23 protein-coding genes are annotated in these 22,955 nt (G+C 43.0%); 15 read left to right on the plus strand and 8 right to left on the minus strand.

All coding sequences use genetic code 11. The features are described 5' to 3' along the window. Positions 1 to 10: 10 nt before the first annotated feature. Complete coding sequence (dnaB, locus tag ACOAOT_RS23005) at positions 11 to 1,345, plus strand: replicative DNA helicase (protein ID WP_104437805.1); 1,335 nt, start codon at positions 11 to 13, stop codon at positions 1,343 to 1,345. A 324-nt stretch (positions 1,346 to 1,669) separates the two neighbouring features. Next, on the plus strand, positions 1,670 to 2,329 hold the full coding sequence (locus ACOAOT_RS23010; RefSeq protein WP_420219076.1) for a helix-turn-helix domain-containing protein: 660 nt from the start codon (positions 1,670 to 1,672) through the stop codon (positions 2,327 to 2,329). Between the two features lie 98 nt (positions 2,330 to 2,427). Here ACOAOT_RS23010 and ACOAOT_RS23015 read toward each other — a convergent pair whose 3' ends face one another. The 6 genes from ACOAOT_RS23015 to pflB all read right to left on the minus strand — a co-directional run bounded on the left by ACOAOT_RS23015 (position 2,428) and on the right by pflB (position 6,911). After that, positions 2,428 to 3,144, minus strand: a complete 717-nt coding sequence (locus ACOAOT_RS23015; RefSeq protein WP_420219077.1) for a gamma-glutamyl-gamma-aminobutyrate hydrolase family protein — start codon at positions 3,142 to 3,144, stop codon at positions 2,428 to 2,430. Between the two features lie 103 nt (positions 3,145 to 3,247). Continuing rightward, a complete protein-coding gene (gene fdxA, locus ACOAOT_RS23020; RefSeq protein WP_025231031.1) occupies positions 3,248 to 3,418 on the minus strand; it encodes a 4Fe-4S ferredoxin in 171 nt (56 codons plus the stop codon). 95 nt (positions 3,419 to 3,513) lie between these two features. Next, positions 3,514 to 4,281: a pyruvate formate-lyase-activating protein gene (pflA, locus tag ACOAOT_RS23025; protein WP_420219078.1), complete on the minus strand. Its 768-nt coding sequence runs from the start codon at positions 4,279 to 4,281 to the stop codon at positions 3,514 to 3,516. A 26-nt stretch (positions 4,282 to 4,307) separates the two neighbouring features. Beyond that, a complete protein-coding gene (grcA3, locus tag ACOAOT_RS23030) occupies positions 4,308 to 4,553 on the minus strand; it encodes an autonomous glycyl radical cofactor GrcA3 (RefSeq protein ID WP_277405684.1) in 246 nt (81 codons plus the stop codon). Between the two features lie 48 nt (positions 4,554 to 4,601). Continuing rightward, positions 4,602 to 4,838 (minus strand): hypothetical protein, encoded by a 237-nt coding sequence (locus ACOAOT_RS23035; protein WP_170824368.1) that lies wholly within the window; start codon positions 4,836 to 4,838, stop codon positions 4,602 to 4,604. A gap of 12 nt (positions 4,839 to 4,850) precedes the next feature. After that, positions 4,851 to 6,911 carry a formate C-acetyltransferase gene (pflB, locus tag ACOAOT_RS23040; protein WP_420219079.1) on the minus strand — a complete coding sequence of 687 codons (2,061 nt, stop codon included), beginning with the start codon at positions 6,909 to 6,911 and terminating at the stop codon, positions 4,851 to 4,853. Positions 6,912 to 7,162: 251 nt separating this feature from the next. Here pflB and ACOAOT_RS23045 point away from each other — a divergent pair, with 251 nt between their 5' ends. After that, positions 7,163 to 7,363 (plus strand): DUF1858 domain-containing protein, encoded by a 201-nt coding sequence (locus ACOAOT_RS23045; RefSeq protein WP_420219080.1) that lies wholly within the window; start codon positions 7,163 to 7,165, stop codon positions 7,361 to 7,363. A 32-nt stretch (positions 7,364 to 7,395) separates the two neighbouring features. On the opposite strand, the gene ACOAOT_RS23050 is transcribed toward ACOAOT_RS23045, so the two are convergent. Further along, positions 7,396 to 8,277 carry an AraC family transcriptional regulator gene (locus ACOAOT_RS23050; RefSeq protein WP_420219081.1) on the minus strand — a complete coding sequence of 294 codons (882 nt, stop codon included), beginning with the start codon at positions 8,275 to 8,277 and terminating at the stop codon, positions 7,396 to 7,398. A gap of 89 nt (positions 8,278 to 8,366) precedes the next feature. Continuing rightward, positions 8,367 to 9,689, minus strand: a complete 1,323-nt coding sequence (locus ACOAOT_RS23055) for an alpha-glucosidase/alpha-galactosidase (protein ID WP_420219082.1) — start codon at positions 9,687 to 9,689, stop codon at positions 8,367 to 8,369. Positions 9,690 to 9,806: 117 nt separating this feature from the next. Here ACOAOT_RS23055 and ACOAOT_RS23060 point away from each other — a divergent pair, with 117 nt between their 5' ends. The 12 genes from ACOAOT_RS23060 to ACOAOT_RS23115 all read left to right on the plus strand — a co-directional run bounded on the left by ACOAOT_RS23060 (position 9,807) and on the right by ACOAOT_RS23115 (position 22,924). Then, positions 9,807 to 10,610 carry an AraC family transcriptional regulator gene (locus ACOAOT_RS23060; RefSeq protein ID WP_420219083.1) on the plus strand — a complete coding sequence of 268 codons (804 nt, stop codon included), beginning with the start codon at positions 9,807 to 9,809 and terminating at the stop codon, positions 10,608 to 10,610. Positions 10,611 to 10,757: 147 nt separating this feature from the next. Next, complete coding sequence (locus tag ACOAOT_RS23065) at positions 10,758 to 12,113, plus strand: ABC transporter substrate-binding protein (RefSeq protein WP_420219084.1); 1,356 nt, start codon at positions 10,758 to 10,760, stop codon at positions 12,111 to 12,113. A gap of 63 nt (positions 12,114 to 12,176) precedes the next feature. After that, complete coding sequence (locus ACOAOT_RS23070; protein WP_420219085.1) at positions 12,177 to 13,082, plus strand: carbohydrate ABC transporter permease; 906 nt, start codon at positions 12,177 to 12,179, stop codon at positions 13,080 to 13,082. 11 nt (positions 13,083 to 13,093) lie between these two features. Then, a complete protein-coding gene (locus tag ACOAOT_RS23075; RefSeq protein ID WP_420219086.1) occupies positions 13,094 to 13,924 on the plus strand; it encodes a carbohydrate ABC transporter permease in 831 nt (276 codons plus the stop codon). Between the two features lie 13 nt (positions 13,925 to 13,937). Further along, positions 13,938 to 16,154, plus strand: a complete 2,217-nt coding sequence (locus ACOAOT_RS23080) for an alpha-galactosidase (RefSeq protein WP_420219087.1) — start codon at positions 13,938 to 13,940, stop codon at positions 16,152 to 16,154. Between the two features lie 176 nt (positions 16,155 to 16,330). Beyond that, positions 16,331 to 17,011, plus strand: coding sequence for a helix-turn-helix transcriptional regulator (locus ACOAOT_RS23085; protein ID WP_420219088.1), 681 nt, complete (start codon positions 16,331 to 16,333; stop codon positions 17,009 to 17,011). Between the two features lie 205 nt (positions 17,012 to 17,216). Then, a complete protein-coding gene (locus ACOAOT_RS23090; RefSeq protein ID WP_420219089.1) occupies positions 17,217 to 18,416 on the plus strand; it encodes a dicarboxylate/amino acid:cation symporter in 1,200 nt (399 codons plus the stop codon). Between the two features lie 29 nt (positions 18,417 to 18,445). After that, complete coding sequence (gene sdaAB, locus ACOAOT_RS23095; RefSeq protein ID WP_170822479.1) at positions 18,446 to 19,114, plus strand: L-serine ammonia-lyase, iron-sulfur-dependent subunit beta; 669 nt, start codon at positions 18,446 to 18,448, stop codon at positions 19,112 to 19,114. 8 nt (positions 19,115 to 19,122) lie between these two features. Beyond that, positions 19,123 to 19,998, plus strand: coding sequence for an L-serine ammonia-lyase, iron-sulfur-dependent, subunit alpha (sdaAA, locus tag ACOAOT_RS23100; RefSeq protein ID WP_420219090.1), 876 nt, complete (start codon positions 19,123 to 19,125; stop codon positions 19,996 to 19,998). Positions 19,999 to 20,153: 155 nt separating this feature from the next. Beyond that, complete coding sequence (locus ACOAOT_RS23105; RefSeq protein WP_420219091.1) at positions 20,154 to 20,612, plus strand: MarR family winged helix-turn-helix transcriptional regulator; 459 nt, start codon at positions 20,154 to 20,156, stop codon at positions 20,610 to 20,612. A gap of 8 nt (positions 20,613 to 20,620) precedes the next feature. Then, positions 20,621 to 22,006, plus strand: a complete 1,386-nt coding sequence (locus ACOAOT_RS23110) for an MATE family efflux transporter (protein WP_420219092.1) — start codon at positions 20,621 to 20,623, stop codon at positions 22,004 to 22,006. Positions 22,007 to 22,036: 30 nt separating this feature from the next. Further along, positions 22,037 to 22,924, plus strand: a complete 888-nt coding sequence (locus tag ACOAOT_RS23115; RefSeq protein WP_420219093.1) for an alpha/beta hydrolase fold domain-containing protein — start codon at positions 22,037 to 22,039, stop codon at positions 22,922 to 22,924. The last annotated feature ends 31 nt before the right edge of the window (positions 22,925 to 22,955 follow it).

Raw genomic sequence — 22,955 nt, forward strand, 5'->3', positions numbered from 1 at the left:
AGGCACAGATATGGATGAGGCCCTGATCAAACGGATACTCCCTCACAGCATTGAGGCAGAGCAGTCCGTCATCGGATCCATGCTGATGGATCGGGATGCGATCATTGCTGCTTCCGAGATCGTTACAGCAGGAGATTTTTATCAGCACCAGTATGGCGTCATGTTTGAGGCCATGCTGGAGCTTTTTAATGAGAATCTGCCGGTGGACTTAATCACTTTGCAGAACCGTTTAAAGGAAAAAGATGTTCCCCCTGAGGTATCCAGCCTGGAATTTGTAAGAGACATCATTACAACGGTTCCAACCTCTGCGAATGTAAGGTCCTATGCTAAAATAGTGAGGGACAAGGCTGTATTAAGGCGTTTGATAAAGATAAACGAGGATATAGCCAATACCTGTTATGCAGGAAAGGAACCGCTGGAAGATATTCTGGCTAATACAGAGAAGACCATATTTAACTTACTCCAGAACCGTAATTCCGGAGATTTCGTACCCATTCGCCAGGTAGCCATGAATGTACTGGAGAAAATTGAGGAAGCCTCCAAGAATCAGGGAACCGTTACTGGAGTTCCAACCGGTTTTATTGATCTGGATTATAAGACTTCCGGACTTCAGCCGTCTGATTTCGTTCTGATTGCGGCCCGTCCTTCTATGGGTAAGACTGCTTTCGTATTGAATCTGGTAGATCACATAGCTGTGAAGAAGGGACTTCCAGCCATGGTATTCAGTCTGGAGATGTCAAAGGAGCAGTTAGTAAACCGTATGCTGGCCATGGAGTCCAATGTAGATTCCCAGAAGTTAAGGACAGGAACGTTATCGGATAGTGACTGGGATGCGGTAGTGGAAGGAATCGGGGTAATAGGAAATTCCAAGTTAATTATAGATGACACCCCTGGAATTTCAATTATGGAGCTACGTTCCAGGTGCAGGAAGATGAAGTTAGAATACGGGTTAAGCGTAGTGATTATTGACTACTTACAGTTGATGAGCGGAAGCGGAAAAGGCGGAGAGAACCGTCAGCAGGAGATATCCGAGATCTCCCGATCATTAAAAGCCCTTGCAAGAGAGTTAAGTGCTCCGGTAATAGCGCTATCCCAGTTGAGTAGAGCCTGTGAGACAAGGCCAGATCATCGGCCGATGTTGTCAGATTTGCGAGAATCGGGAGCGATCGAGCAGGATGCCGATGTGGTTATGTTTTTGTATCGAGATGATTATTATAATAAAGATACTGATATGCCGAATATAGCTGAGGTAATTATTGCAAAGCAGAGAAATGGTCCGATAGGAACGGTGAATCTGGTTTGGAGACCGGAGTATACGAAGTTTGCAAACATGGCCCGGCAATGAGCAGGATAGAAAAAGGGGTAGGCCCACTCTCAGAAACAAATGCATTTGTTTCTGAGAGTGGGCCTACCCCTTTTTCTATGGAGCGAACGCTCCCCATCTGGTAGAAAAATTGTTTCACAATTTTTCTACCAGATGGCCCCTGCGGCCTCCCGTCCCCCCCATCCCTTTATCTTTTTCTTTATCTTCCCGTCCCCCCCCCCTCGAAAAATCCCCTCACCCCATAAAAAAAATTTCAACATCTTATTCATAATCCGTATCATACCAGCATAAGATATAAATAGTAAGGTTATGAAAACTAAACGAACCAAAGGAGAGGATATAGCTATGGCTGAGATACATTACTTAATATCGGATGCATCAAAAAAGGTTGATGTAGAATCCCATGTCCTTAGATACTGGGAGGACGAGCTAGAGTTAAACATTCCCAGGAATGAAATGGGACACCGGTATTACACCGAAGCACACATCCGTTTATTCAAGCAGATCAAGGACTTAAAGGAAAAGGGATATCAGTTAAAAGCCATTAAGACAGCGCTTGAAAAAGTCATTGGGGACGGGAAGGATCCGGTTATACCTGATGAGTTATTGGAGGGGCAGATGACCCAGGAATTAAAAGACAGTGGATTAGCCGGAGAAGACGGCGAGTCAGGCCTGGAGGTACATAACACAGCACAGGTCTCTATTGCACAGGGAAAGATGGAACAGTTTCAGGAAATCATGAATCACATCATTGGACGTGCGTTGGAGTTAAATAATGAGCAGTTGAGCCAGGATGTCAGCAATCTGGTCAATGACAAGGTCATTAAGGAAATGGAGTACTTAATGAACCTGAAAGAAGAAAAAGAAGAAGAGCGCTACAAACAGTTGGACGAGCTGCTTCGTACCTATCAGAAAGATAACAAAGGCCGTGCAGAAGCTGCAGCATCCAAGATCCCCTTCTTCAATCGCAAAAAGAAATTTGGTCGAAACGGAAAAAAGTTATAGCATTCTCTCACTTTCAGATAAAAAGAGCCGAGAAGCGGCTCAGGCAAAAAATCCGCAGTTGCCACTGAGAGTGTAAACTGCGGATTTTTTAGAACGTCTTAATTCTCAGAACAAGCTTCTACAAACCTCTTAAAAAGCCGAAAAGCTTCCTCATTCTTTTCCCATAGATATTCCGGATGCCACTGAACTCCAACAAAGAAGGGATATCCAGGCATTTCCATTGCCTCAATCAAACCATCCGGCGAGTAAGCCGATGCAATCAGTCCCTGCCCCAAATCCTTAACCGCCTGATGATGCATGCTGTTCACCCGTAATGTATCCATACCAGCGATTTCCCTCAGCATCGTTCCCTTGTTCAAAGAAACCGTATGGCTGGGCATATGATATGCAAATGGCTGCGTATGTGCGATAGGAAAATCCGATTTTGTCATAGAAAAAATATCCTGCCAGATCGTCCCGCCCATGGCGATATTCAACACCTGAATCCCTCTGCAAATTCCAAGAACCGGTTTTTGTTTCTCCAGAACAAATGGCAGCAGCCCAATCTCCATCCGATCCCTTGCCTCCGATACATTTCCGCAATGTACCTGAGTTTCTTCACCAAACAAAAACGGATGAACATCCGGACCTCCAGTAAACAAAAATCCATCCAACTCATCAGTCAACTGCTTCAGTTCTTCCTCATCCGCCTCCAGCGGTATAACAACAGGAATCCCCCCCGCAGCCTTTAAAGCACGTAAATAGGTAGGTCTCATCTTAATATCATTATTATCCGTATCGTGGGCAGGCGTCAATCCTATCAGCGGTTTTCTCATACTAACTTCCTTTCACAACTAACATCAGTGATAATAAAAAGATATGAAAATCAATAACAAAATGCCCCTCCCTTACGGAAGAGGCATATATGTATTCAAATAATTAAGCTTCAGAAATAGCTCCTGTTGGGCATACACCTTCACATGCGCCGCAATCGATACAAGCATCTGCATCAATAACAAACTGAGAATCACCCTGGCTGATAGCGCTTACTGGGCATTCGCCTTCGCATGAACCACAACTAACACAAGCGTCACTAATAACACGTGCCATGATAAATAACCTCCTTATATTCTATACATTTTTCTATATTTTATACTATTAATAAAATTTAATCAAGTAGAAAATGTAACAATTAATGTTTAATTTTAGGAGCAATAGGGATCAGGCGCATCAGTGCGGGCATCCCTGATTCCGGTAAGAATGATCTTCTTAGCCGATAGAGCATCTTCCTTTGATAAAGGTGGAACGCCTTTCAGCGGATAATCCATCCCCATACTTTCATATTTCACCTTTCCCATATCATGATAGGGAAGGACATCAAGGGCCTTCACGTTTTTTAATTGTCCGATAAAGCGACCAAGATGGTATAAATCTGCGGCTTCGTCTGTGATGCCGGGCACCACCACATGACGGATCCAGACAGGAATTTCTTTTTCATCAAGATAGCGGGCAAAATCCAGAATAGCTGCATTGGAATGACCAGTTAAGGGTTTGTGTCTGATATCATTAATCTGCTTGATATCCAACATGACCAGACTGGTTGAAGCAAGAAGACGGTCTATTTTCCTTAAATATTCTTCATTGCCTCTATTAAATGTCACTCCAGAGGTATCCAGACAGGTATGAATATCCTTTTTTCTTGCTGCCTCAAACAGCTGGGTAAGAAAATCCAGCTGCATCAGCGGCTCACCGCCTGTGGCTGTGATACCTCCGCCCCGGTAAAAATGCCGGGACGACTCATATTGCTTTAATATTTCCTCAACTGTCATCAGACTGCCGCCTGCCAGCTCCCAGGTATCCGGGTTGTGGCAGTACTGGCAGCGCATGGGGCAGCCCTGAAAAAATACCACCATGCGCACGCCTGGACCGTCGACGGTACCAAAACTTTCAATGGAATGGATACGTCCTGTCATAAGTGCTTCGCCTTCTTTTCTGATTGTTACATATTGCTGTGGAATGTACGGGAGATAACCTCATCCTGCTGTTCTTTTGAAAGCTTGATAAAGTTAACTGCATAACCAGACACACGAACGGTCAGCTGAGGATAGTTCTCCGGATGCTTTTGTGCGTCCAGAAGAGTATCCTTTGTAAAAACGTTGACATTTAAGTGATGTCCGCCTTCTTGTACATAGCCATCTAATAAGTTTACGAGATTGTCAATTTGAGATGCACTGATATTTGCCATTGTATTATCCTCCTTATGTGTTTTCGTTCATTTGTTATTCCTGACTGTCTATAGCTCATCTTCTTCCCGGTCCATGCCCTTAAACAGGGTAGGAACGCGGCAGGCTACATCGCCTTCGGCACAGTCAAGAGAATTGGTAGTAGTAATTGTTTTTGCCATAGTCTTATGGGCATTTACGGTACCGTCCTCAGCTACAAGGATATTCATATGACCGCCGTTGTTGGTCATAAAGGAATCCAGCATTGAAACGATATCATCAATTTGTTTTTCATTCGGATCTGCCATAACAGCCACTCCTTACTTCTGGTCCTCGTTTAAAGCCAGCTCAAGATCCACTTCCAAGTCTCCGGTGAAGATCTTATCCTCTTTACCAAGAGCTCCTGGTACGATTGAGAAGGTGTTGGAGATACCATCCTGAGCGTCCTTAAATGGAAGCTTGGCCACAGATGCCAGAGATGCGACAGCACCGTGAGTATCTCTTCTGTGCATTGGGTTTGCACCAGGTGCAAACGCTTCACCCTTCTTACGTCCGTCAGGTGTTGCTCCTGTGTTTTTACCATATACTACATTGGAAGTAATTGTCAAGATGGAAGTTGTAGCAATTCCTCCGCGGTAAGTGTGATTTGACTTCACAAAGTTCATGAAGGTGTGTACCAGATCATTTGCAATCTGATCCACGCGGTCGTCATTGTTTCCGTATTTCGGGAAATCTCCCTCAATTTCATAATCCACAACAATACCATTCTCATCACGGATTGTTTTCACCTTAGCGTATTTAATAGCGGAAAGTGAGTCGGCTACAACGGAAAGACCAGCGATTCCGGTTGCAAACCAACGGGTTACTTTTTTATCATGAAGAGCCATCTGAATGCGCTCATAACTGTATTTGTCGTGCATATAGTGAATGATGTTTAACGCGTTTACATAAACATTTGCAAGCCACTGCATCATATCCTTATAAGCATCCATTACTTCATCATAATCTAAATACTCAGAAGTAACAGGACGGTATTTCGGGCCTACCTGTTTCTTTGTGATTTCGTCCACACCGCCGTTGATGGCATATAAAAGACATTTTGCCAGGTTGGCGCGTGCTCCGAATAACTGCATTTCCTTTCCGACTCTCATGGAAGATACACAGCAGGCAATGGCATAGTCATCACCGTGGGTAACTCTCATTAAATCATCATTCTCATACTGAATAGAAGAGGATGCGATGGAAGTCTTTGCGCAGAAACGCTTAAAGTTATCAGGAAGCTTTGTGGACCAGAGAACTGTTAAATTAGGTTCTGGTGCAGTGCCCAAGTTCTCAAGTGTATGAAGGTAACGGAAAGACATCTTTGTTACAAGAGGACGTCCGTCAATACCCACACCACCGATAGACTCTGTTACCCAGGTAGGATCTCCTGAGAAAAGCTCATTGTATTCTGGTGTACGGGCAAACTTCACAAGACGAAGCTTCATAATGAAATGATCAACAAATTCCTGAACTTCTTCTTCTGTGTAAGTGCCTTCTTCCAAATCTCTCTGAGCATAAATATCAATGAAAGTAGAAGTACGTCCAAGGGACATGGCAGCACCGTTCTGTTCCTTAACTGCAGCTAAGTAAGCCAGGTAAGTCCACTGAATTGCTTCCTTTACATTCATGGCAGGTTTTGAAATATCAAATCCATAAATAGATCCAAGTTTCTTTAATTCCTTTAAAGCACGGATCTGCTCGGATAATTCTTCTCTTTCACGGATTATTTCAGAATACATGGTAGAACGGGTTGTGTCCTTCTGTTCTTCCTTGTCTTCGATCAGGCGGTCAATTCCGTAAAGAGCGACTCTTCGGTAATCACCGATAATACGTCCGCGGCCGTAAGCATCCGGAAGTCCGGTGATGATGTGGCTGGAGCGGCAGTTACGCATTTCTTCTGTATAAGCATCAAAAACGCCTGCATTATGAGTCTTTCTGTGAACGCTGAAAAATTCTTTTATTTCCGGATCAATGGTATAACCATTGTCTGCACAAGCCTTTTCTGCCATTCGGATACCACCATAAGGCTGCAGGGAACGTTTAAAAGGCTTATCTGTCTGGAAGCCAACAATTGTTTCTTTGTCCTTGTCTAAATATCCCGGGCCATGAGAAGTAATAGTGGAAACCAGCTTTGTATCCATATCAAGGACACCGCCTGCTTCACGCTCCTGTTTGCTTAATTCCATAACCTGTGCCCACAGCTCCTCTGTCTTTTTGGTGGGTCCTGCAAGGAACGTATCATCCCCATCATAAGGGGTATAGTTCTTCTGAATAAAGTCTCTGACATTAATCTCGTGTTCCCAGATGCCGTTGTTAAAAGCTCTCCATTCCGGTCTCATTTGTTTGTACCTCCATAAAAAATCTTTATAATAAGTGTCATTTATAAATAAGTGTCATCAAAGGTTATAATTCCTAGGACCTTTGTATGAATACATTATATATGAATACTGTATACAATGTCAATAGCGCTTATTGATAAATTTTTCTATAAGCGTTTTAAAGAAAAAAGGAAATGAAACCCTTGCTAATTGCATGAAAAAGTATTATATTATAAAAACAGTATGTACAATTTAATAAGGAGGGATACAAGATGCAGATTGATAAAAATATGCTGATCGGAGCATTACTTGATATGGATGACAATATTGCACCGATGCTTATGCGTGCAGGTATGCATTGTCTTGGCTGCCCGGCATCTCAGGGAGAGTCTTTAGAGGAAGCTTGTCAGGTTCATGGAATTGACTGTGATGTTCTGGTTTCTCAGATTAATGAAGTCATAGCAGACAGATAGAGTAAAAGGAGGCGATCCCTGGATCTGCCTCCTTATTTTTCACATTTTATATCTTTTTTCTCTTCCCGGTAATGTCTGGGACTCACACCATATTCCTGTTTGAATATCTTTGAAAAGGTCAGTGGATTATCGTAACCGATGCTGGTGGCAATTTCCTGTATGGATCTGCAGGTGCCGGCAAGTTCCTGGGCAGCAATGTTTAAACGGAATCTCATTAAGTACTCCTGAGGAGAGACTTCCAGCTTCTTTTTAAAAATTGATGTTAAATAAGAGCGGTTAATTCCGATATAATCTGCAATATCCTGAACTTTAATACGATCATAGTTCATCTTAATATACTGAAGGGCATAATCCACATAAGTATCAATGGAATAGTCATACTGATTCCTGCTTGTACGCAGGCTGCTTTGTGTGTCAATCAGCGTGGACAGAATCTCATACAGATATCCCACACGCTTAATTTCATTGGCAAAGGTCAGCTGGTTGGTATCCAGCATCTTCTGTATCATGGGAAGATAGCACCGGTTGGGGATCTGGGAATGGATGGCACAATGATCGTTTAACAAACCTGCATAACCTAAATAGGCTTCTGCCATGGTACCGTCAAAAGTGATCCACATATACTCCCATGGGTTTTCATAGTCGGCATGATATTGAATCGGCTGTCCTTTTGGGATCAGAAATATATCATCAGCCGCCAGCTCATAATGAGTGCCTCCCGTCTCCAGAACACCCGCTCCCCCTAAAACAAAGTGAAGGTGATATTCGTTTGGAATCTTATGATTGTAGGTATATCCGGGAGGACACTGCTGAATGCCGCAGTGAACCAGATACAAATCATTGGTTTGTCGCTTGATGTTTCTTAAACAACGGAATCCCGCCACACTTTTATAACTCGTCTGTTTTTCAGTCAATGCTATGCCCCCTCAATCGGATACTGATTATTCATATCTATTATACAGGAAGCAGATTTCACATGCAAATCTTATTTGTGGAAGAAATGTCATCGGTACATACTCATGTAGTCACCGTGTGCATCAATCAGTTCATCAACCATAGCCCGGATATCCCGGATACTAAGTTCAGCGCTGGTATGGGGATCCAGCATGGCAGCCTGGTAAATCATTTCCCTGCTTCTAGTTCTTGCAGCCTCCACGGTGATCAACTGAGGATTAATATTTGTCATATTCATGGCAGCCAGCTGGACTGGAAGACGGCCAACATGGCAGGGAGTAATACCGCTTCCATCCACCAGGCAGGGAACTTCCACACATGCATCAGATGGAAGATTTTCAATCAGCCCCTGATTTAAAACATTTCCGCCGATTTTATAAGGCTGATTGGTTATAATCGCCTCCATAATATAGGAAGCATACTCCAGAGAACGTGTATGAGTAATGGCTCCGTTATTTAAAATGGATTTTTTCTCTTCTTCCCATTCATTAATCTGCTTGATGCAACGTCTGGGATATTCATTTAAAGGAATATTAAATTCTTCAATCAGCTGTGGGTAGCGGGATTTAATAAACAGGGAATTATACTCTGCATTGTGTTCGCTGGATTCGGTGCAATAATACCCCAGATTTCGTATGTATTCAAAGCGTACCATATCCTTGTGGCCGCCAGCCTGATTCATCTCAAAAGCCTTCTGCCGGATGGCCGGATAGAGATCCTCCCCGTTCCTGTCATGAATATTTAAAAGCCAGGCCATATGATTAATTCCGGCAATCAGCTCGGTCCGCCCCTCCAGGCGGTCTTCCATATCCAGTTCTTTTAACAGATTTTCCGAACAGACCTGTACACTGTGACACAAACCAATGGTTTTAACTGAGGTATACCGCTGCATAAAACCAGTCAGGATTGCCATGGGATTGGTATAGTTTAAGAACCAGGCATTGGGACAGACCTCCTCCATATCTCTGGCAAAATCCTCCATAACCGGAATCGTCCTTAATCCCCGCATGATCCCGCCGATTCCCAAAGTGTCTGCAATGGTCTGGCGCAGGCCGTATTTTTCCGGTATTTCAAAGTCAGTAATGGTGCATGGATCATATCCGCCAACCTGGATTGCATTTACCACGAAGGTAGCACCAGACAAAGCGTCTTTTCTGTTTTCCGGTCCTAAATAGGTGTGAATATCTGCCCTGCCCTCATTCACATTTTTGTTGATTGCACTTAAAATAAGCTGTGAGTCCATAAGCCTTACGGGATCAATATCATACAAGGCAATTTCGGCATCCCGCAGTGCTGGTGTACACATGCAGTCACCCAGGACATTCCTTGCAAATATCGTACTTCCAGCTCCCATAAAAGTTATTTTAATCATCGTTTCTCCTCCTTGTTTTTCTTGTCTGTCTATTAAGGTTATTGTATAATCACACTAGATAAAAAGATAGGAAGTTTGTTTCTAAAAATTGTCGTTTTGTTGCATGGAGGTTTTAGAATGAATCAATCACCAAGGGAACTGACCATCTATTACTGCGGTCGGGAAAAATGTGCACCCGGTCATTTTTTCGGACCTGCCGTCCGTAAGCACTACCTCCTTCATGTCATATTGAAAGGAAAGGGGATTTATCGCGTTGCTGACAAACAATACAGGCTTTCAACGGGGGAAGCTTTCTTAATTAAGCCCCAGGAAGTAACGTATTATCAGGCAGATGACAAAGATCCCTGGGAATATGCCTGGGTGGCATTTTCCGGAAATGAGGCAGAACGTCTGGTTTATGAATACCGCAAAGAGGAATCAGGATACTGCTATCGTTTTACAGATGGAAACCAGTGGAGGGAAATTATACTGGCACTTGTAAAATCTTTTTACGGAACAGCTCATAACATGGACGAGCTGAGGGGGTATCTTTATCTTTTGTTTTCCCGGTTTCCAGGTAATACAAAAGAGTCAGATCTATTTGAAAAAAGTTATCTTGAGCAGGCAGAAACTTATATCCGGCATAATTACAGTTATCCCATACAGATTGCGGATGTAGCAAGATTTATTGGCATTGACCGGACTTATCTTTACCGTATTTTTATGAAACACAAAGGGGTATCACCCAAACGCTATCTGACCCAGTACCGGGTCTTTGAGGCAAAAAGGCTTTTAGAGGATACCTCATTAAGTATAACCGAAACAGCCCTTTCCTGTGGTTTCCACGATGCCTCGGTTTTCTGCAGATGTTTTCAAAAAGCAGAGGGAGAATCTCCGCTCCGACACAGGAAGCAGTTTCACGAGGCTGATGAAGGAATGTAACAAAACGCCATATAAAAATCACATTAATCTATGTAAAATTAACAAAGAACAGATTATAATTAGGTCTATAATAACAAAAAGCAACAAAAATGTATTGGGTAAAATTTTTGTAACTATTGAAAGTGACAAATTATGGGAGGTAACAGAATGAAACGGAGATGGGGATTACCAGCAGCAGTGGCAGTAATTGCAGCAACCGCACTGATTGGATGTACGGGTCAGCAAAGCAGTAGCCAGACAACAGCTGCAGCATCACAGGAGACGAAACAGGAATCAAAGCAGGAATCAAGTGCCGCAGAGACAGAGAAGGAAAAAGCAGGCTCTTCCGGTACCCTTACTGTTGCGATCTGGGATAAAAACCAGGAACCAGGTCTGACAAAGATCATGGCTGATTTTACAAAAGAAACGGGAATTAAAACACAGATACAGGTAACACCATGGGATCAGTACTGGACCATGCTGGAAGCGGGTGCTACGGGAGGTTCCCTTCCTGATGTATTCTGGATGCATTCCAATGAAATCGCACGGTACTCAGAATATGAGATGCTTTTGGACTTAACAGACCGGATCAAAGCAAGTAAAACCCTTGAGATGGATAAATTCCCAAAAGAAATTGTAAACATCTATAACTGGCAGGGCACCAAGCAGTATGCAGTACCAAAAGACATAGACACAATCGCTCTCTGGTACAATAAAACCATGTTTGATGCAGCTGGAATCTCATACCCAAGCAAGGACTGGACCTGGGATGATTTTGCAGATGCAGCGAAAAAGCTTACCAAGGCAGATGGCAGCCAGTATGGGTTTGCAATTAATCCCACCAACGATCAGGCAGGCTGGTGCAACCCGGTTTACGATATGGGTGGCTACGTAATCAGCGAGGACAAAAAGTCTTCCGGATTTACACAGCCGGGAACCATAAAGGCTCTGACATTCCTTACCGACCTTATGAAAGAAGGGTATGCACCTCCTTATGAGGTAATTGCAGAGAATAAGGAAGAAGCATTATTTGAAGCAGGCAAGGTAGCGATGATTACCCAGGGTTCCTGGATGCTTTCAGAACTTTGCAACAATGATTACGTAAAAGCAAACTGTGATATTGCAGTTCTTCCAAAGGATAAAACCACAGGAAGACGTGCGTCGATCTATAATGGTCTTGGCTGGGCAGCATCTGCTAATACCTCCATGCCGGAAGAGGCCTGGAAACTGATTGAATACATGGGTTCCAAAGAAGCTCAGCAGAAACAGTCTGACCTTGGAATCGTAATTTCTGCTTATCAGGGGACCACGGCTAACTGGGTTAAGGCATACCCCAGCTTTAATTTACAGGCATATCTGGATATGATGGATGATCTGGTTATTCGTCCATACTCCAAATCAACGGTTGCATGGACCAACATGATTCATGAAAAACTGATTGATGCATGGACTGGAAAGAAGAGTGTAGAAGATGTCTGCAAGGATATTGATAAGGAAATGAATGCCATGCTGGCGGAAGAATAGGTATGGTCGGGGAGGCAGATATAACGGATGCCTCCCCTTTTAACGAATTTGCGGAGGGACTGCATGAACAGAGAAAAAACGGTATCAAGACGGGAAAAAAGTGAATTTTTGTGGGGCTGGCTGTTTCTGCTGCCTACCATGACAGGCCTCATAATTTTGAATATTATACCAATCTTTCAGACAATCTATCAGAGTTTCTTTAAAACTGGAGCCTTTGGTAAGGGAAATGTATTCATAGGGCTTGGTAATTACAGCAAGCTTTTACAGGACGGTACAGTCTGGCAGGCTCTTTGGAATACCTTTAAGTATGCGCTTGTTGAAGTGCCATTTTCCATTGCCATCGCGCTGGTGCTTGCTGTTATACTGAATGGTAAAATAAAAGGCCGTTCAATCTGGAGGACTATTTATTTTCTGCCTATGGTCGCTGCTCCTGCAGCAGTAGCCATGGTCTGGAGATGGCTTTATAATTCAGAATTTGGTTTGATTAACCACCTTTTAAATCGAATCGGACTTTCCTCTGTGAACTGGATTTCAGATCCTGGAATCGCTTATATTTCCGTAGCTATCGTGGGAATCTGGTCGGTGATCGGATACAACATGGTTCTGTTTTTTGCCGGTCTTCAGGAGATTCCAAGAGATTATTATGAAGCAGCGGAAATCGACGGAGCCGGAGGTGTGAAACAGTTTTTCTATATCACCCTTCCCCTGATTTCCCCCACCATGTTTTTCGTGACTGTGACCAGAGTAATTGGAGCCATGCAGGTATTTGACAGTATCTATATGATGATGGAAAAATCCAATCCGGCACTGGTAAAAACCCAGTCTCTGGTTTATCTTTTCTATAAATACTCCTTTGTTGAGGGAAACAAAGGATATGGTTCCGCTATTGTCATGCTGCTGCTATTAGTAATCATGCTCATTACAGTAATCCAGCTTCTTTGCCAGAAGAAGTGGGTTAATTACAACTAAGGGGGAGAATGATGGATAAGAATAGAAGATTTAAGTCAGTACTGCAATACTTTGTGCTTGCAGTGGGTTCTGTTGTTATGCTGGTTCCTTTCTTATGGATGATTCTTACGGCTTTTAAATCAGCGTCTGAAGCGACGCAGATGAATCCATTTATCATCTTTCCTTCTGTCTGGAGAAAAGATGCATTTTTATCTGTAATGAGTAAAATGAATTTTTTAAGGCTGTACTATAATACACTGGTTCTTATTATAGAACGTGTAGTCTGTGCTGTGCTTACAGCTACCATGGCAGGATATGCCTTTGGAAGACTTCATTTCAAAGGAAAGAATCTTGCGTTTTCCCTGGTATTATTCCAGATGATGGTTCCATCCCAGATATTTATTATTCCACAATATCTGATGGTAGGCAGGCTGGGCTTGTTAAATACCTCCTTTGGTCTCCTCTTCCCGGGACTGGTTACAGCGTTTGGAACCTTTCTGCTTCGTCAGGCTTATATGGGGCTTCCTGCATCGTTAGAGGAGGCGGCGAGACTTGACGGCTGCAACATTGGTCAGGCATTCTTGTATGTAATGGCACCGCTTACCAAATCATCTATGGTAGCACTTGGAATTTTCACCGCATTGTTTGCTTTTAAGGAACTGATGTGGCCTTTGGTCGTCAATACAGAACAAAATACCATGCCGCTATCTGCAGCACTTGCAAAGCTGCAGGGTCAGTTTGTGACCAACTATCCGGAACTTATGGCAGCTTCTTTGCTCGCCTGCATTCCCATGGTTATCATTTACCTGATTTTCCAGAAACAGTTTATTGAAGGAATTGCAACATCAGGAGGAAAATTATAAAGGAGTTTACACTATGCCAATCATTTATCATCAACAAGCAAAAGAGTTTCATCTGTATAACCAGTCTGTCAGTTATATCATTCAGATAATGGGAAACGGCCAGCTGGGCAACCTGTATTATGGGAAACGAATCAGGGATCGGGAGTCATTTGAGTATCTTTTTGAAACAGGTGAGCGGCCTCATGCTGCAATCAGCTGCCCTTATCCCGTCAATTTATGCCTGCAGTATACAAAACAGGAGTATCCGGCATATGGAACCGGAGATTACCGGTACGGTGCGTACCGTGTAAAGCAGGAGAACGGCAGCAGGACTACAAACTTTACTTATGCTGACCATAACATTTGCAACGGCAAGCCTTCCATTGAACCTCTTCCCTCAACCTATACGGAAGATGATTCAGAAGCATGCACGTTAACAATCCGGCTTCACGATGATCTTATTGATACAGATTTAATCCTCACTTATACCATATATGAAGAACGTCCGGTGATAACAAGAAATGCCTGTTTTACACATAACGGAACTGAGGAAATTGTGCTTTTAAATGCCATGAGTGCAGCAGTTGATTTACCGGAATCAAACTATGATATGATTCATTTATCAGGTGCCTGGTCCAGGGAGCGGTATGTAAAGAGGCGGCCGCTGGAACAGGGAATTCAGTCTGTCTACAGCATGCGGGGAATCAGCAGCGCGGAACATAATCCCTTTCTGGCACTGGCAGAAAAGACCGCCACAGAAGAAAGCGGAACAGTTTACGGATTCAGTCTGGTCTACAGCGGAAGCTTTCTTGCCCAGGCAGAGGTCTGCTCCCATGATACAACCAGGGTTTTAATAGGAATTCATCCGGATACTTTTGAATGGCCTTTAAAAACAGGGGAATCATTTCAGACACCGGAGCTTGTTATGGTATACAGCGATCAGGGACTGTCTTACATGAGCCAGGTATACCACAGACTTTACAGAACCAGACTTGCCAGAGGATACTGGAGAGACCGGGAACGGCCCGTGCTTTTAAATAACTGGGAAGCCACCTATATGAATTTCAACGAAGAGAAGATTCTTTCCATTGCAAGAAAAGCAAAGGAAACAGGGGTGGAGCTGTTTGTGCTTGATGACGGCTGGTTTGGCGACCGCAGCGACGACGACCGCAGTCTGGGGGACTGGTATGTCAATAAGGAAAAGCTGCCGGGAGGCATATCCGGGTTGTCAGAGAAGATCGAAGCCATGGGGCTTAAGTTTGGTTTATGGATTGAACCTGAGATGGTCAATAAAAACAGCAGATTCTATGAGGCCCATCCAGACTGGATTATATCCGCTCCAGGGCGTTATGAAACACCCAGCAGACAGCAGCATGTCCTGGATTTTTCCAGAAGTGAAATTGTGGATTCCGTTTACCAGATGTTAAAAGATGTGATAGAAGGCGCAAAAATATCTTATATCAAATGGGATATGAACCGTTATATTACAGAATGCTTTTCACGGGGCGCAGGTAAGGATGAGCAGGGAATGGTGATGCATAAATACATTCTTGGAGTTTATGATCTTTACAGCCGCTTAATTCATGATTTTCCACAGATTTTGTTTGAGTCATGTGCCAGCGGAGGAGCCAGATTTGATCCGGGATTGCTTTATTACGCACCTCAGGCGTGGTGCAGTGATAATACAGATGCCATTGACCGGTTGAAAATTCAGTATGGAACCAGCATGGTTTACCCTGTGTCCAGTATTGGAGCTCATATATCAGCTGTTCCCAATCACCAGATTCACCGGATTACACCTTTGAAAACCAGGGGAAATGCAGCTTTCTTTGGTGCCTTTGGATATGAGCTCGATTTAAATCATTTAAGTGAGGAAGAAGTACAGCTGGTAAAAGAGCAGATTGATATTTATAAAAAGAATCGGAAACTTTTGCACCAGGGTACCTTTTACCGGCTGAAAAGTCCGTTTGAGGGAAATGATACTGCTTGGATGGTAGTATCTGAGGACCAGAAACAGGCAATTGCCGCTTATTATCAGACCTTAAACCCGGCCAATGCAGGATGGCTTAGATTAAAATTTGCCGGACTTGGTGAAGATGTGCTTTATCAGGTGACTGTTGAAGGCGATACTGGGGAGTATTATGGAAGTGAGCTGATGCATGCGGGACTTCCCATAAACAGAAACCGTTTCTTTAAGGAAACAGGTGATTTTGCTTCCCTCCTTTTCTTTATGAATGAAAAAATAATATGAGTAAAAAATATTTAAATATAAAGTCCGGATCCCATTGGTTCGGACTTTATTAATGTAATATTTTACATTATTTTATCTGTAATCTAGTGAAAATGTTGAAAAATATTTCAGCGCATGCTATAATTCTATAAAAATTATGGGTGTTTCCTCATATAACTGAAAAGAGGAGGGTTTCAATGAAGGATTATAATGTGCATTTGACGTTGATTGATCGGATTATACTTGATTCCTATAAGGTTTTACTGGAAGGGCTGGCGGATTATCTGGGCAGTGGTTATGAGATGGTGTTACACAGTCTGGAAGATACGGAGCATTCGGTAATTAAAATCATAAATGGCCACCACACCGGTCGGACAGAGGGGATGCCTATTACGGATCTGGCACTCCAGATGCTGGAGCAGATTAAAAAAGAAGGAGAAAAAGGTTCTATCTCTTATTTTACAAAGAATAAGAAGGGAGAACCCTTAAAATCAACCACAATTGTAGTGAGGGGAGAGGAGAGCCGGATTATCGGTCTTCTTTGCATCAATTTCTATTTAAATACTAATTTTTCTGAGATTCTATCCGGATTTATACCGGACATTACATCCCGTGCCCAGGTAAAGACTGAGACATTTGCCAGTAATCTGGACGAACTGATTTACAGTAAGGTTTCGGAGGTGCGTAACGAGGTGATGGAGGACGACCAGATTCTGCCTTCTCTTAAAAATAAAGAGATTATCAATATACTGTGCCAGCAGGGGGTTTTTACTTTAAAGGATGCGGTGGTTAAAGTTGCGGAGTATCTGGACATTTCTAAGAATACCGTATACATGCATATTAGAAATGCCGGAGTTGTTACGGATAAAGAAAAATGAGCAAAATTTATTCGGGGTATCATAAAGATTAGAGAAATGTCCTGCATTGTTTGTTAAAATAAACAAAAAATAATGCAGGACATTTTATTTTTTGCCGTATCACACAAAAATATTGCATTTATTAAATTTTTATGATAAAATAAATTACACTGATACGAAGAGAAGTAAAAAATATTTTATTCACCAATGAAAGGGAGGTATTGAAATGGAAAAAAGTAAAAAGAAACTTGGACTTGTACCCAAATTAATCATTGCCATCATCATCGGAATTCTGTTGGGACTGTATTCTCCAAGCTTTGTCATCTCCATTTTAATTACAGCAGCAGATTTATTTAAACAGTTTTTAATGTTTATCATTCCGCTGATGGTTGTTGCATTTGTAACTATGGGTATTGCAGATTTGTCACAGGGGGCAGGTAAGCTTTTAGCGTTTACAGCGGGAATATCCTATGCATCTACGCTGATTGCAGGAAGTGCTGCATATTTAGTAGCCAGCAGCTTTTTCCCAACTTTTGTAAATGAGGAAGTGGTTTCCAAAGTTGCCGCTGCCAGTGACAGGGCCATAGAAGGGTATTTCTCCCTGACCATCACTCCTCTGCTTGAGACTACGGCAGCAGTTGTATTGGCATTCGTTCTGGGTGTATCAATCAGTACAATGAGAGGAAAAGAAATTGGAGACACGCTTTATAATGTATTTAAAGATTTATCTGAAATTATAACGAAGGTATTAAACCGCATCATAATTCCGCTTCTTCCTATGTATATCTGCGGTACTTTTGCAAAGATGACTTATCAGGGAACTACATTTGCAATTATGTCCGTACTTTGGAAGGTATTCCTTGTTGTTATAATTCTGCATCTTCTTTACCTTTTAATTGCATTTACATTTGCAGGAACCGTAACAAAACGTAATCCTATTACCATGATGAAGAATCAGATTCCAGGATATTTAACGGCTATCGGTACCCAGTCTTCAGCTGCTACCATTCCGGTTAATATTAAATGTGCGGAAAGCAACGGAATTTCCGAGGAAATCCGTAACTTCGTAGTTCCGTTATGTGCCAATATTCATATGGCAGGTTCCATGATTACCATTACCTGCTGCGTGACAGCAACTTTATTAATCTACGGAATGCCTCATGGTTTCCTTACACTGTTTCCATTTATCTGCGTTCTGGGAGTTGCGTTAGTTGCATCTCCGGGAGCTCCGGGCGGTTCCATCTTTATAGCCACTCCATTTTTCCCTATCGTGGGAATTCCGGCAGTGGGAGATATTGCCAGCCTTTTACAGGCGATGTATATTGCACAGGACAGCTTTGGAACTGCATGCAATGTATCCGGTGATAATGCAATTAGTGCACTGGTAGAATCATACTACCGCAAATACATTAAAAAAGACAAGTAGAATTACACGCTTTGAAAGGAGCAATTAATATGCCGTCAATCAGTATATTTGATGTGATCGGTCCCAATATGGTTGGACCGTCTAGCTCCCATACGGCAGGAGCCGTAGCCATCGCACTTCTGGTAAAAAAACTGTTTCCTGGCACTGTGAAAGAGGTTGAATTCGTATTATACGGTTCCTTTGCCAGGACTTACAAGGGGCACGGTACAGACCGTGCCCTGCTGGGAGGAATGCTGGGATTTGAAACTCACGATTTGAGAATTAAGAATTCTTTTCAACTGGCAGAAGAACAGGGACTTATATATTCTTTTGTTACCAATGAAAAAGAAACGGAAGTTCATCCGAATACCGTTGAGATCCATTTAACCGGCACAGATGGGGCTTTTATGTCCGTAAGAGGAGTTTCTATCGGCGGCGGTAAGGTAAAAATTGTTAAAATCAATGGTGTCGATGTTGATTTTACAGGAGAGTACTCCACTCTGGTAATCCGGCATTTGGACTATCCCGGGATGGTGGCCTATATCGCTACCTGCTTAAGTGAAAGAAATGTAAACATTGCATTTATGCGTTTGTACCGGGAAAAGAAAGGGGCTACTGCCTATTCTGTAGTGGAATCAGATGAAGAGATTCCCCAGGAGCTGCTTGAAAAACTGCGGGAACATGAAAAAGTTGAAGATGTAATGCTGATTCAGGTTTAGGAGGAGCTATGGATTTTATTTCAGGACAAGAATTACTGCAATTGTGCGAAGAGAACAACTGCCCGATTTCCGATATCATGATTCAACGTGAAATCAGTGAATATGGCGCCTCTTCGGAAGAAATAATGGGGCGAATGAAGGAAGCTTATCGAATCATGAAAGAAGCCTGTCATAAGCCATTAGACGAACCGGTTCCCTCCATTGGAGGCCTTATCGGGGGAGAGGCAAAAAAGGTAAGGGACAGAAGACGTCAGGGAAAATCCATTTGTGGAAGTATGCTTTCCAAAGCAATTACTTATTCTCTTGCGGTTCTTGAGGTGAATGCTTCCATGGGTCTGATCGTGGCAGCGCCAACAGCCGGAAGCTCCGGAGTCCTTCCCGGCCTTTTACTGGCTTTGGAGGAGGAGTTTTCCCTTGATGATGAGCAGATCATATCCGGTCTTTTTACAGCAAGTGCCATCGGGTATCTGATTATGAGGAATGCTTCCGTAGCGGGTGCTCAGGCTGGCTGTCAGGCTGAAGTGGGTGCAGCCTCTGCCATGGCGGCAGCAGCAGCAACCGAAATTATGGGCGGAACTCCACAGCAATGTATGGATGCAGCCTCGGCTGCACTTGTTAATTTGCTTGGTTTAGTCTGTGATCCGGTAGCAGGACTGGTGGAATGCCCCTGTCAGAGCCGTAATGTAATCGGCGCTTCCAATGCCCTGGTCTGTGCGGAAATGGCCCTGTCCGGGATCCGGCAGCTAATACCATTTGACCAGATGGTGGATACCATGATGACGGTTGGACGTTCTATTCCATTTGAATTAAGAGAAACGGCACTGGGAGGGTGTGCAGCAACAGAAGCTGCCTGCGCCAGGACCTGCCAGATCTTTAAAAATTAAGAGAAATAGTATAAGAGAAAAGGATCGGTCTTTAAAGCTGATCCTTTTCTCTTTTCCAATTATTATTTTGCCAAAATAAAATAGTTGCGAGTGCAACTATTTTGTGATATGCTGTTTTTGAATTATTTTGTATATACGTGTTTAAACACCAGGAGGTGAATGAATTGGATAAACACAGAGATATCGGAAAATATATTTCCATCCTCCAAAGGCTGAATAATATGTTTTACGCAAACCGATTATCTTCTTTTCAGATAGGCTGTGGACAACAGTTTTTTTTATTGCAGATTTTTAATCATCCAGGCATGAATCTTCATGAACTGGCATTAAACGGAAATTATGATAAGGCGACAGCCACACGGGCAGTAAAAAAGCTGGAAGAAGAAGGCTATGTGCGGACGGAAACGGAAGAAGAGGACAAGCGGATACGGAGAATCTATTTAACTGACCAGGCGAATCCGGTTGTAGAAAAGACCCAGGAGTGTGTAGATGAATGGGCAGAAATAATCTTAGAAGGACTTACAGGCGCAGAGCGCATAGAAGCAGAACGGCTGCTCATCCGCATGGCGGATAATGCACATCGCTTTAATAGCAGGCAAAAAGGAAAGGAATGACATAATTTATGGAACACAACAAGATAAATCAGGGGGGAAATCCCCTGGGCTATAAACCAATCGGACATCTGCTGATGCAGTTTGCTCTTCCTGCGATTATCGCCATGCTGGTAAACTCAGTTTACAACATCGTAGATCAGATATTTATTGGACAGGGAATCGGTTATTTGGGAAATGCTGCGACTACCATTTCATTTCCCATTGTCACTATCATTTTAGCAGTTTCAACCCTCCTCGGAGCGGGAGGAAGTGCTTATGCCGCCATTAAGCTTGGTGAAAAGAAGGAAGAAGAAGCAGAACGAACTCTTGGTACTGTAACCATTCTTACTCTGGTAGCAAGTGCTATTGTAGTGGCTGCTGGTTTTATATTTCTGGATCCAATGTTAAGGCTTTTTGGTGCAACGGATAATACCATGGTTTATGCCAGAGAGTATACCTCCATTATGTTAATAGGTACTCCGTTTAATATGCTTGGGGTAGTACTTAGCAACATGGCAAGAACTGATGGCAGTCCGTCTGTCGCTATGTATGCCATGCTGGCCGGCGCATTTTTAAATACAATTCTGGATCCAGTTTATATTTTTGTTTTCCACTGGGGCGTTACAGGAGCAGCCATTGCAACCATTACTTCCCAGATCATTTCAGCGGTTGTTTTAGTCATGTATTTTGTGAAAAAAGGCAAAAACATGCGTTATCGCAAAAGCATCCTGCGTGTTGATCCGCAAATATGCCGTCTGGCACTTCCACTTGGAATCTCCAGCGGTATTACACAGATTGCATCAACTATATTACAGGTTGTCATGAATAATTCTCTGGTGTATTATGGTAATCAGACGGCTGTTGGCGGCGATGTGGCTCTTAGCGCCATGGGAATTGTTAATAAGATCGGTATGATTTTAGTCTCCATCTGCCTTGGAATCGGAATTGGGTCACAGCCTATCTTTGGGTTTAATAAAGGTGCAAACCAACCAAAGCGGGTGAGAAAAACATTTGTGGTTGCTGCAGCTGCAGCAACCAGTGTGGCAGTGTTCGGCTGGCTGATCTGTCAGCTCTTTCCGGGAGCCATTTTAAGTCTGTTCGGAACTGAGGATCCTCAGTTTAGCATGTTTGCTGAGCGGTGCTTAAGGATATACATGCTGGGAATATTTGCAGCAGGCTTTCAGGTTGTCAGCACAAGCTATTTCCAGTCAACGGGACAGCCTTTAAAAGCATCTATTTTGTCCATGCTTCGCCAGCTTTTATTATTAATACCGCTGATTTTAATTCTGCCTCTTCAATTTGGCCTTTCCGGGATTTTGTATGCTGGGCCTGCCGCAGATATCATTTCAGCAATAGTGGTCAGTCAGTTTATCGTTCATGAGTTAAGGCAATTAAACAAAGCCTGCAAGGCTTGATGAGTTTTAAGCGGAAGGAGAACGACAGCCGTGAGCCTGAAGATACGAATGACAAAATTTTTAGCAGGATTTGGTAATGCAGAAAAAAAGATGGAAGCGGAGCTTCTGGCTCCGAAACGAGGCGGCAATGTCATTGACCGGGATCATTATAATAAAAAGATCCAGGTGAAGGAGTGGAGTGTGGATGGCTTTAAGGGAGTCACGATCAACGGCAGCTATACCAGCCAAAAGCATATATTAATGCTGCCGGGCGGTGCATATTCCCTGGAACCTTCCAGCCGTTATCTGGAGCTATCAGAATATTTTGCTCTATCCCATCAGATGAAGGTCACGATTCCCTTCTGTCCGCTGTCACCGGAATATACAGCTTTAGAAGTACACCAATATCTGCTTCATGTTTACAGCCGTCTCATTAAGGAGTATAGGGAAGATCAATTCTTTTTTTGGGGAGATTTTTCAGGAGGCGGTTTGGCACTTTCCTTTTTACAGGAGCTTCGGGATAATAAGAATTTACCACTTCCGGTTAAAACTGTGGTAATTTCGCCGTGGCTAGATATCACTCTGGATAATCCATTGATTAAGATAGCGAAAAAGGCAGATGTTCTCCTTCCGGTAGAAATGTTAAAACAAACGGGAATCCGTTACCGGGGCTCCCTGGCTTCCGATCATCCCTTTGTTTCTCCTATCTACGGAGACTGGGACAATCTGGGTAAAATTCTGATATTTTCTGGAACGGAAGATATTATGACCCCGGATTGTGATTTACTTGCAGAAAAGGCGGGCAGTTTTAAGGGAACCGAGCTGATTTATAAAAAAGGAGCTGGCATGTTCCATAATTGGATTTTAACACCCTGCAGAGAGACAGATGCAACATTAGATTTAATTGCTACTTATTTTCTTGATGAGGGGGAAATTTAAAAATGAGGTTCGACCCATGGCGGGTCGAACC

This window comes from Lacrimispora struthionigena (assembly GCF_048627165.1).
GTDB lineage: Bacteria > Bacillota > Clostridia > Lachnospirales > Lachnospiraceae > Lacrimispora.

Coding starts and splice junctions, on each gene's coding strand:
- dnaB (WP_104437805.1), top strand. CDS start 11: ATGGATGAGGCCCTGATCAAACGGATACTCCCTCACAGCATTGAGGCA.
- ACOAOT_RS23010 (WP_420219076.1), top strand. CDS start 1,670: ATGGCTGAGATACATTACTTAATATCGGATGCATCAAAAAAGGTTGAT.
- ACOAOT_RS23015 (WP_420219077.1), bottom strand. CDS start 3,144: ATGAGAAAACCGCTGATAGGATTGACGCCTGCCCACGATACGGATAAT.
- fdxA (WP_025231031.1), bottom strand. CDS start 3,418: ATGGCACGTGTTATTAGTGACGCTTGTGTTAGTTGTGGTTCATGCGAA.
- pflA (WP_420219078.1), bottom strand. CDS start 4,281: ATGACAGGACGTATCCATTCCATTGAAAGTTTTGGTACCGTCGACGGT.
- grcA3 (WP_277405684.1), bottom strand. CDS start 4,553: ATGGCAAATATCAGTGCATCTCAAATTGACAATCTCGTAAACTTATTA.
- ACOAOT_RS23035 (WP_170824368.1), bottom strand. CDS start 4,838: ATGGCAGATCCGAATGAAAAACAAATTGATGATATCGTTTCAATGCTG.
- pflB (WP_420219079.1), bottom strand. CDS start 6,911: ATGAGACCGGAATGGAGAGCTTTTAACAACGGCATCTGGGAACACGAG.
- ACOAOT_RS23045 (WP_420219080.1), top strand. CDS start 7,163: ATGCAGATTGATAAAAATATGCTGATCGGAGCATTACTTGATATGGAT.
- ACOAOT_RS23055 (WP_420219082.1), bottom strand. CDS start 9,689: ATGATTAAAATAACTTTTATGGGAGCTGGAAGTACGATATTTGCAAGG.
- ACOAOT_RS23060 (WP_420219083.1), top strand. CDS start 9,807: ATGAATCAATCACCAAGGGAACTGACCATCTATTACTGCGGTCGGGAA.
- ACOAOT_RS23065 (WP_420219084.1), top strand. CDS start 10,758: ATGAAACGGAGATGGGGATTACCAGCAGCAGTGGCAGTAATTGCAGCA.
- ACOAOT_RS23070 (WP_420219085.1), top strand. CDS start 12,177: ATGAACAGAGAAAAAACGGTATCAAGACGGGAAAAAAGTGAATTTTTG.
- ACOAOT_RS23075 (WP_420219086.1), top strand. CDS start 13,094: ATGGATAAGAATAGAAGATTTAAGTCAGTACTGCAATACTTTGTGCTT.
- ACOAOT_RS23080 (WP_420219087.1), top strand. CDS start 13,938: ATGCCAATCATTTATCATCAACAAGCAAAAGAGTTTCATCTGTATAAC.
- ACOAOT_RS23085 (WP_420219088.1), top strand. CDS start 16,331: ATGAAGGATTATAATGTGCATTTGACGTTGATTGATCGGATTATACTT.
- ACOAOT_RS23090 (WP_420219089.1), top strand. CDS start 17,217: ATGGAAAAAAGTAAAAAGAAACTTGGACTTGTACCCAAATTAATCATT.
- sdaAB (WP_170822479.1), top strand. CDS start 18,446: ATGCCGTCAATCAGTATATTTGATGTGATCGGTCCCAATATGGTTGGA.
- sdaAA (WP_420219090.1), top strand. CDS start 19,123: ATGGATTTTATTTCAGGACAAGAATTACTGCAATTGTGCGAAGAGAAC.
- ACOAOT_RS23110 (WP_420219092.1), top strand. CDS start 20,621: ATGGAACACAACAAGATAAATCAGGGGGGAAATCCCCTGGGCTATAAA.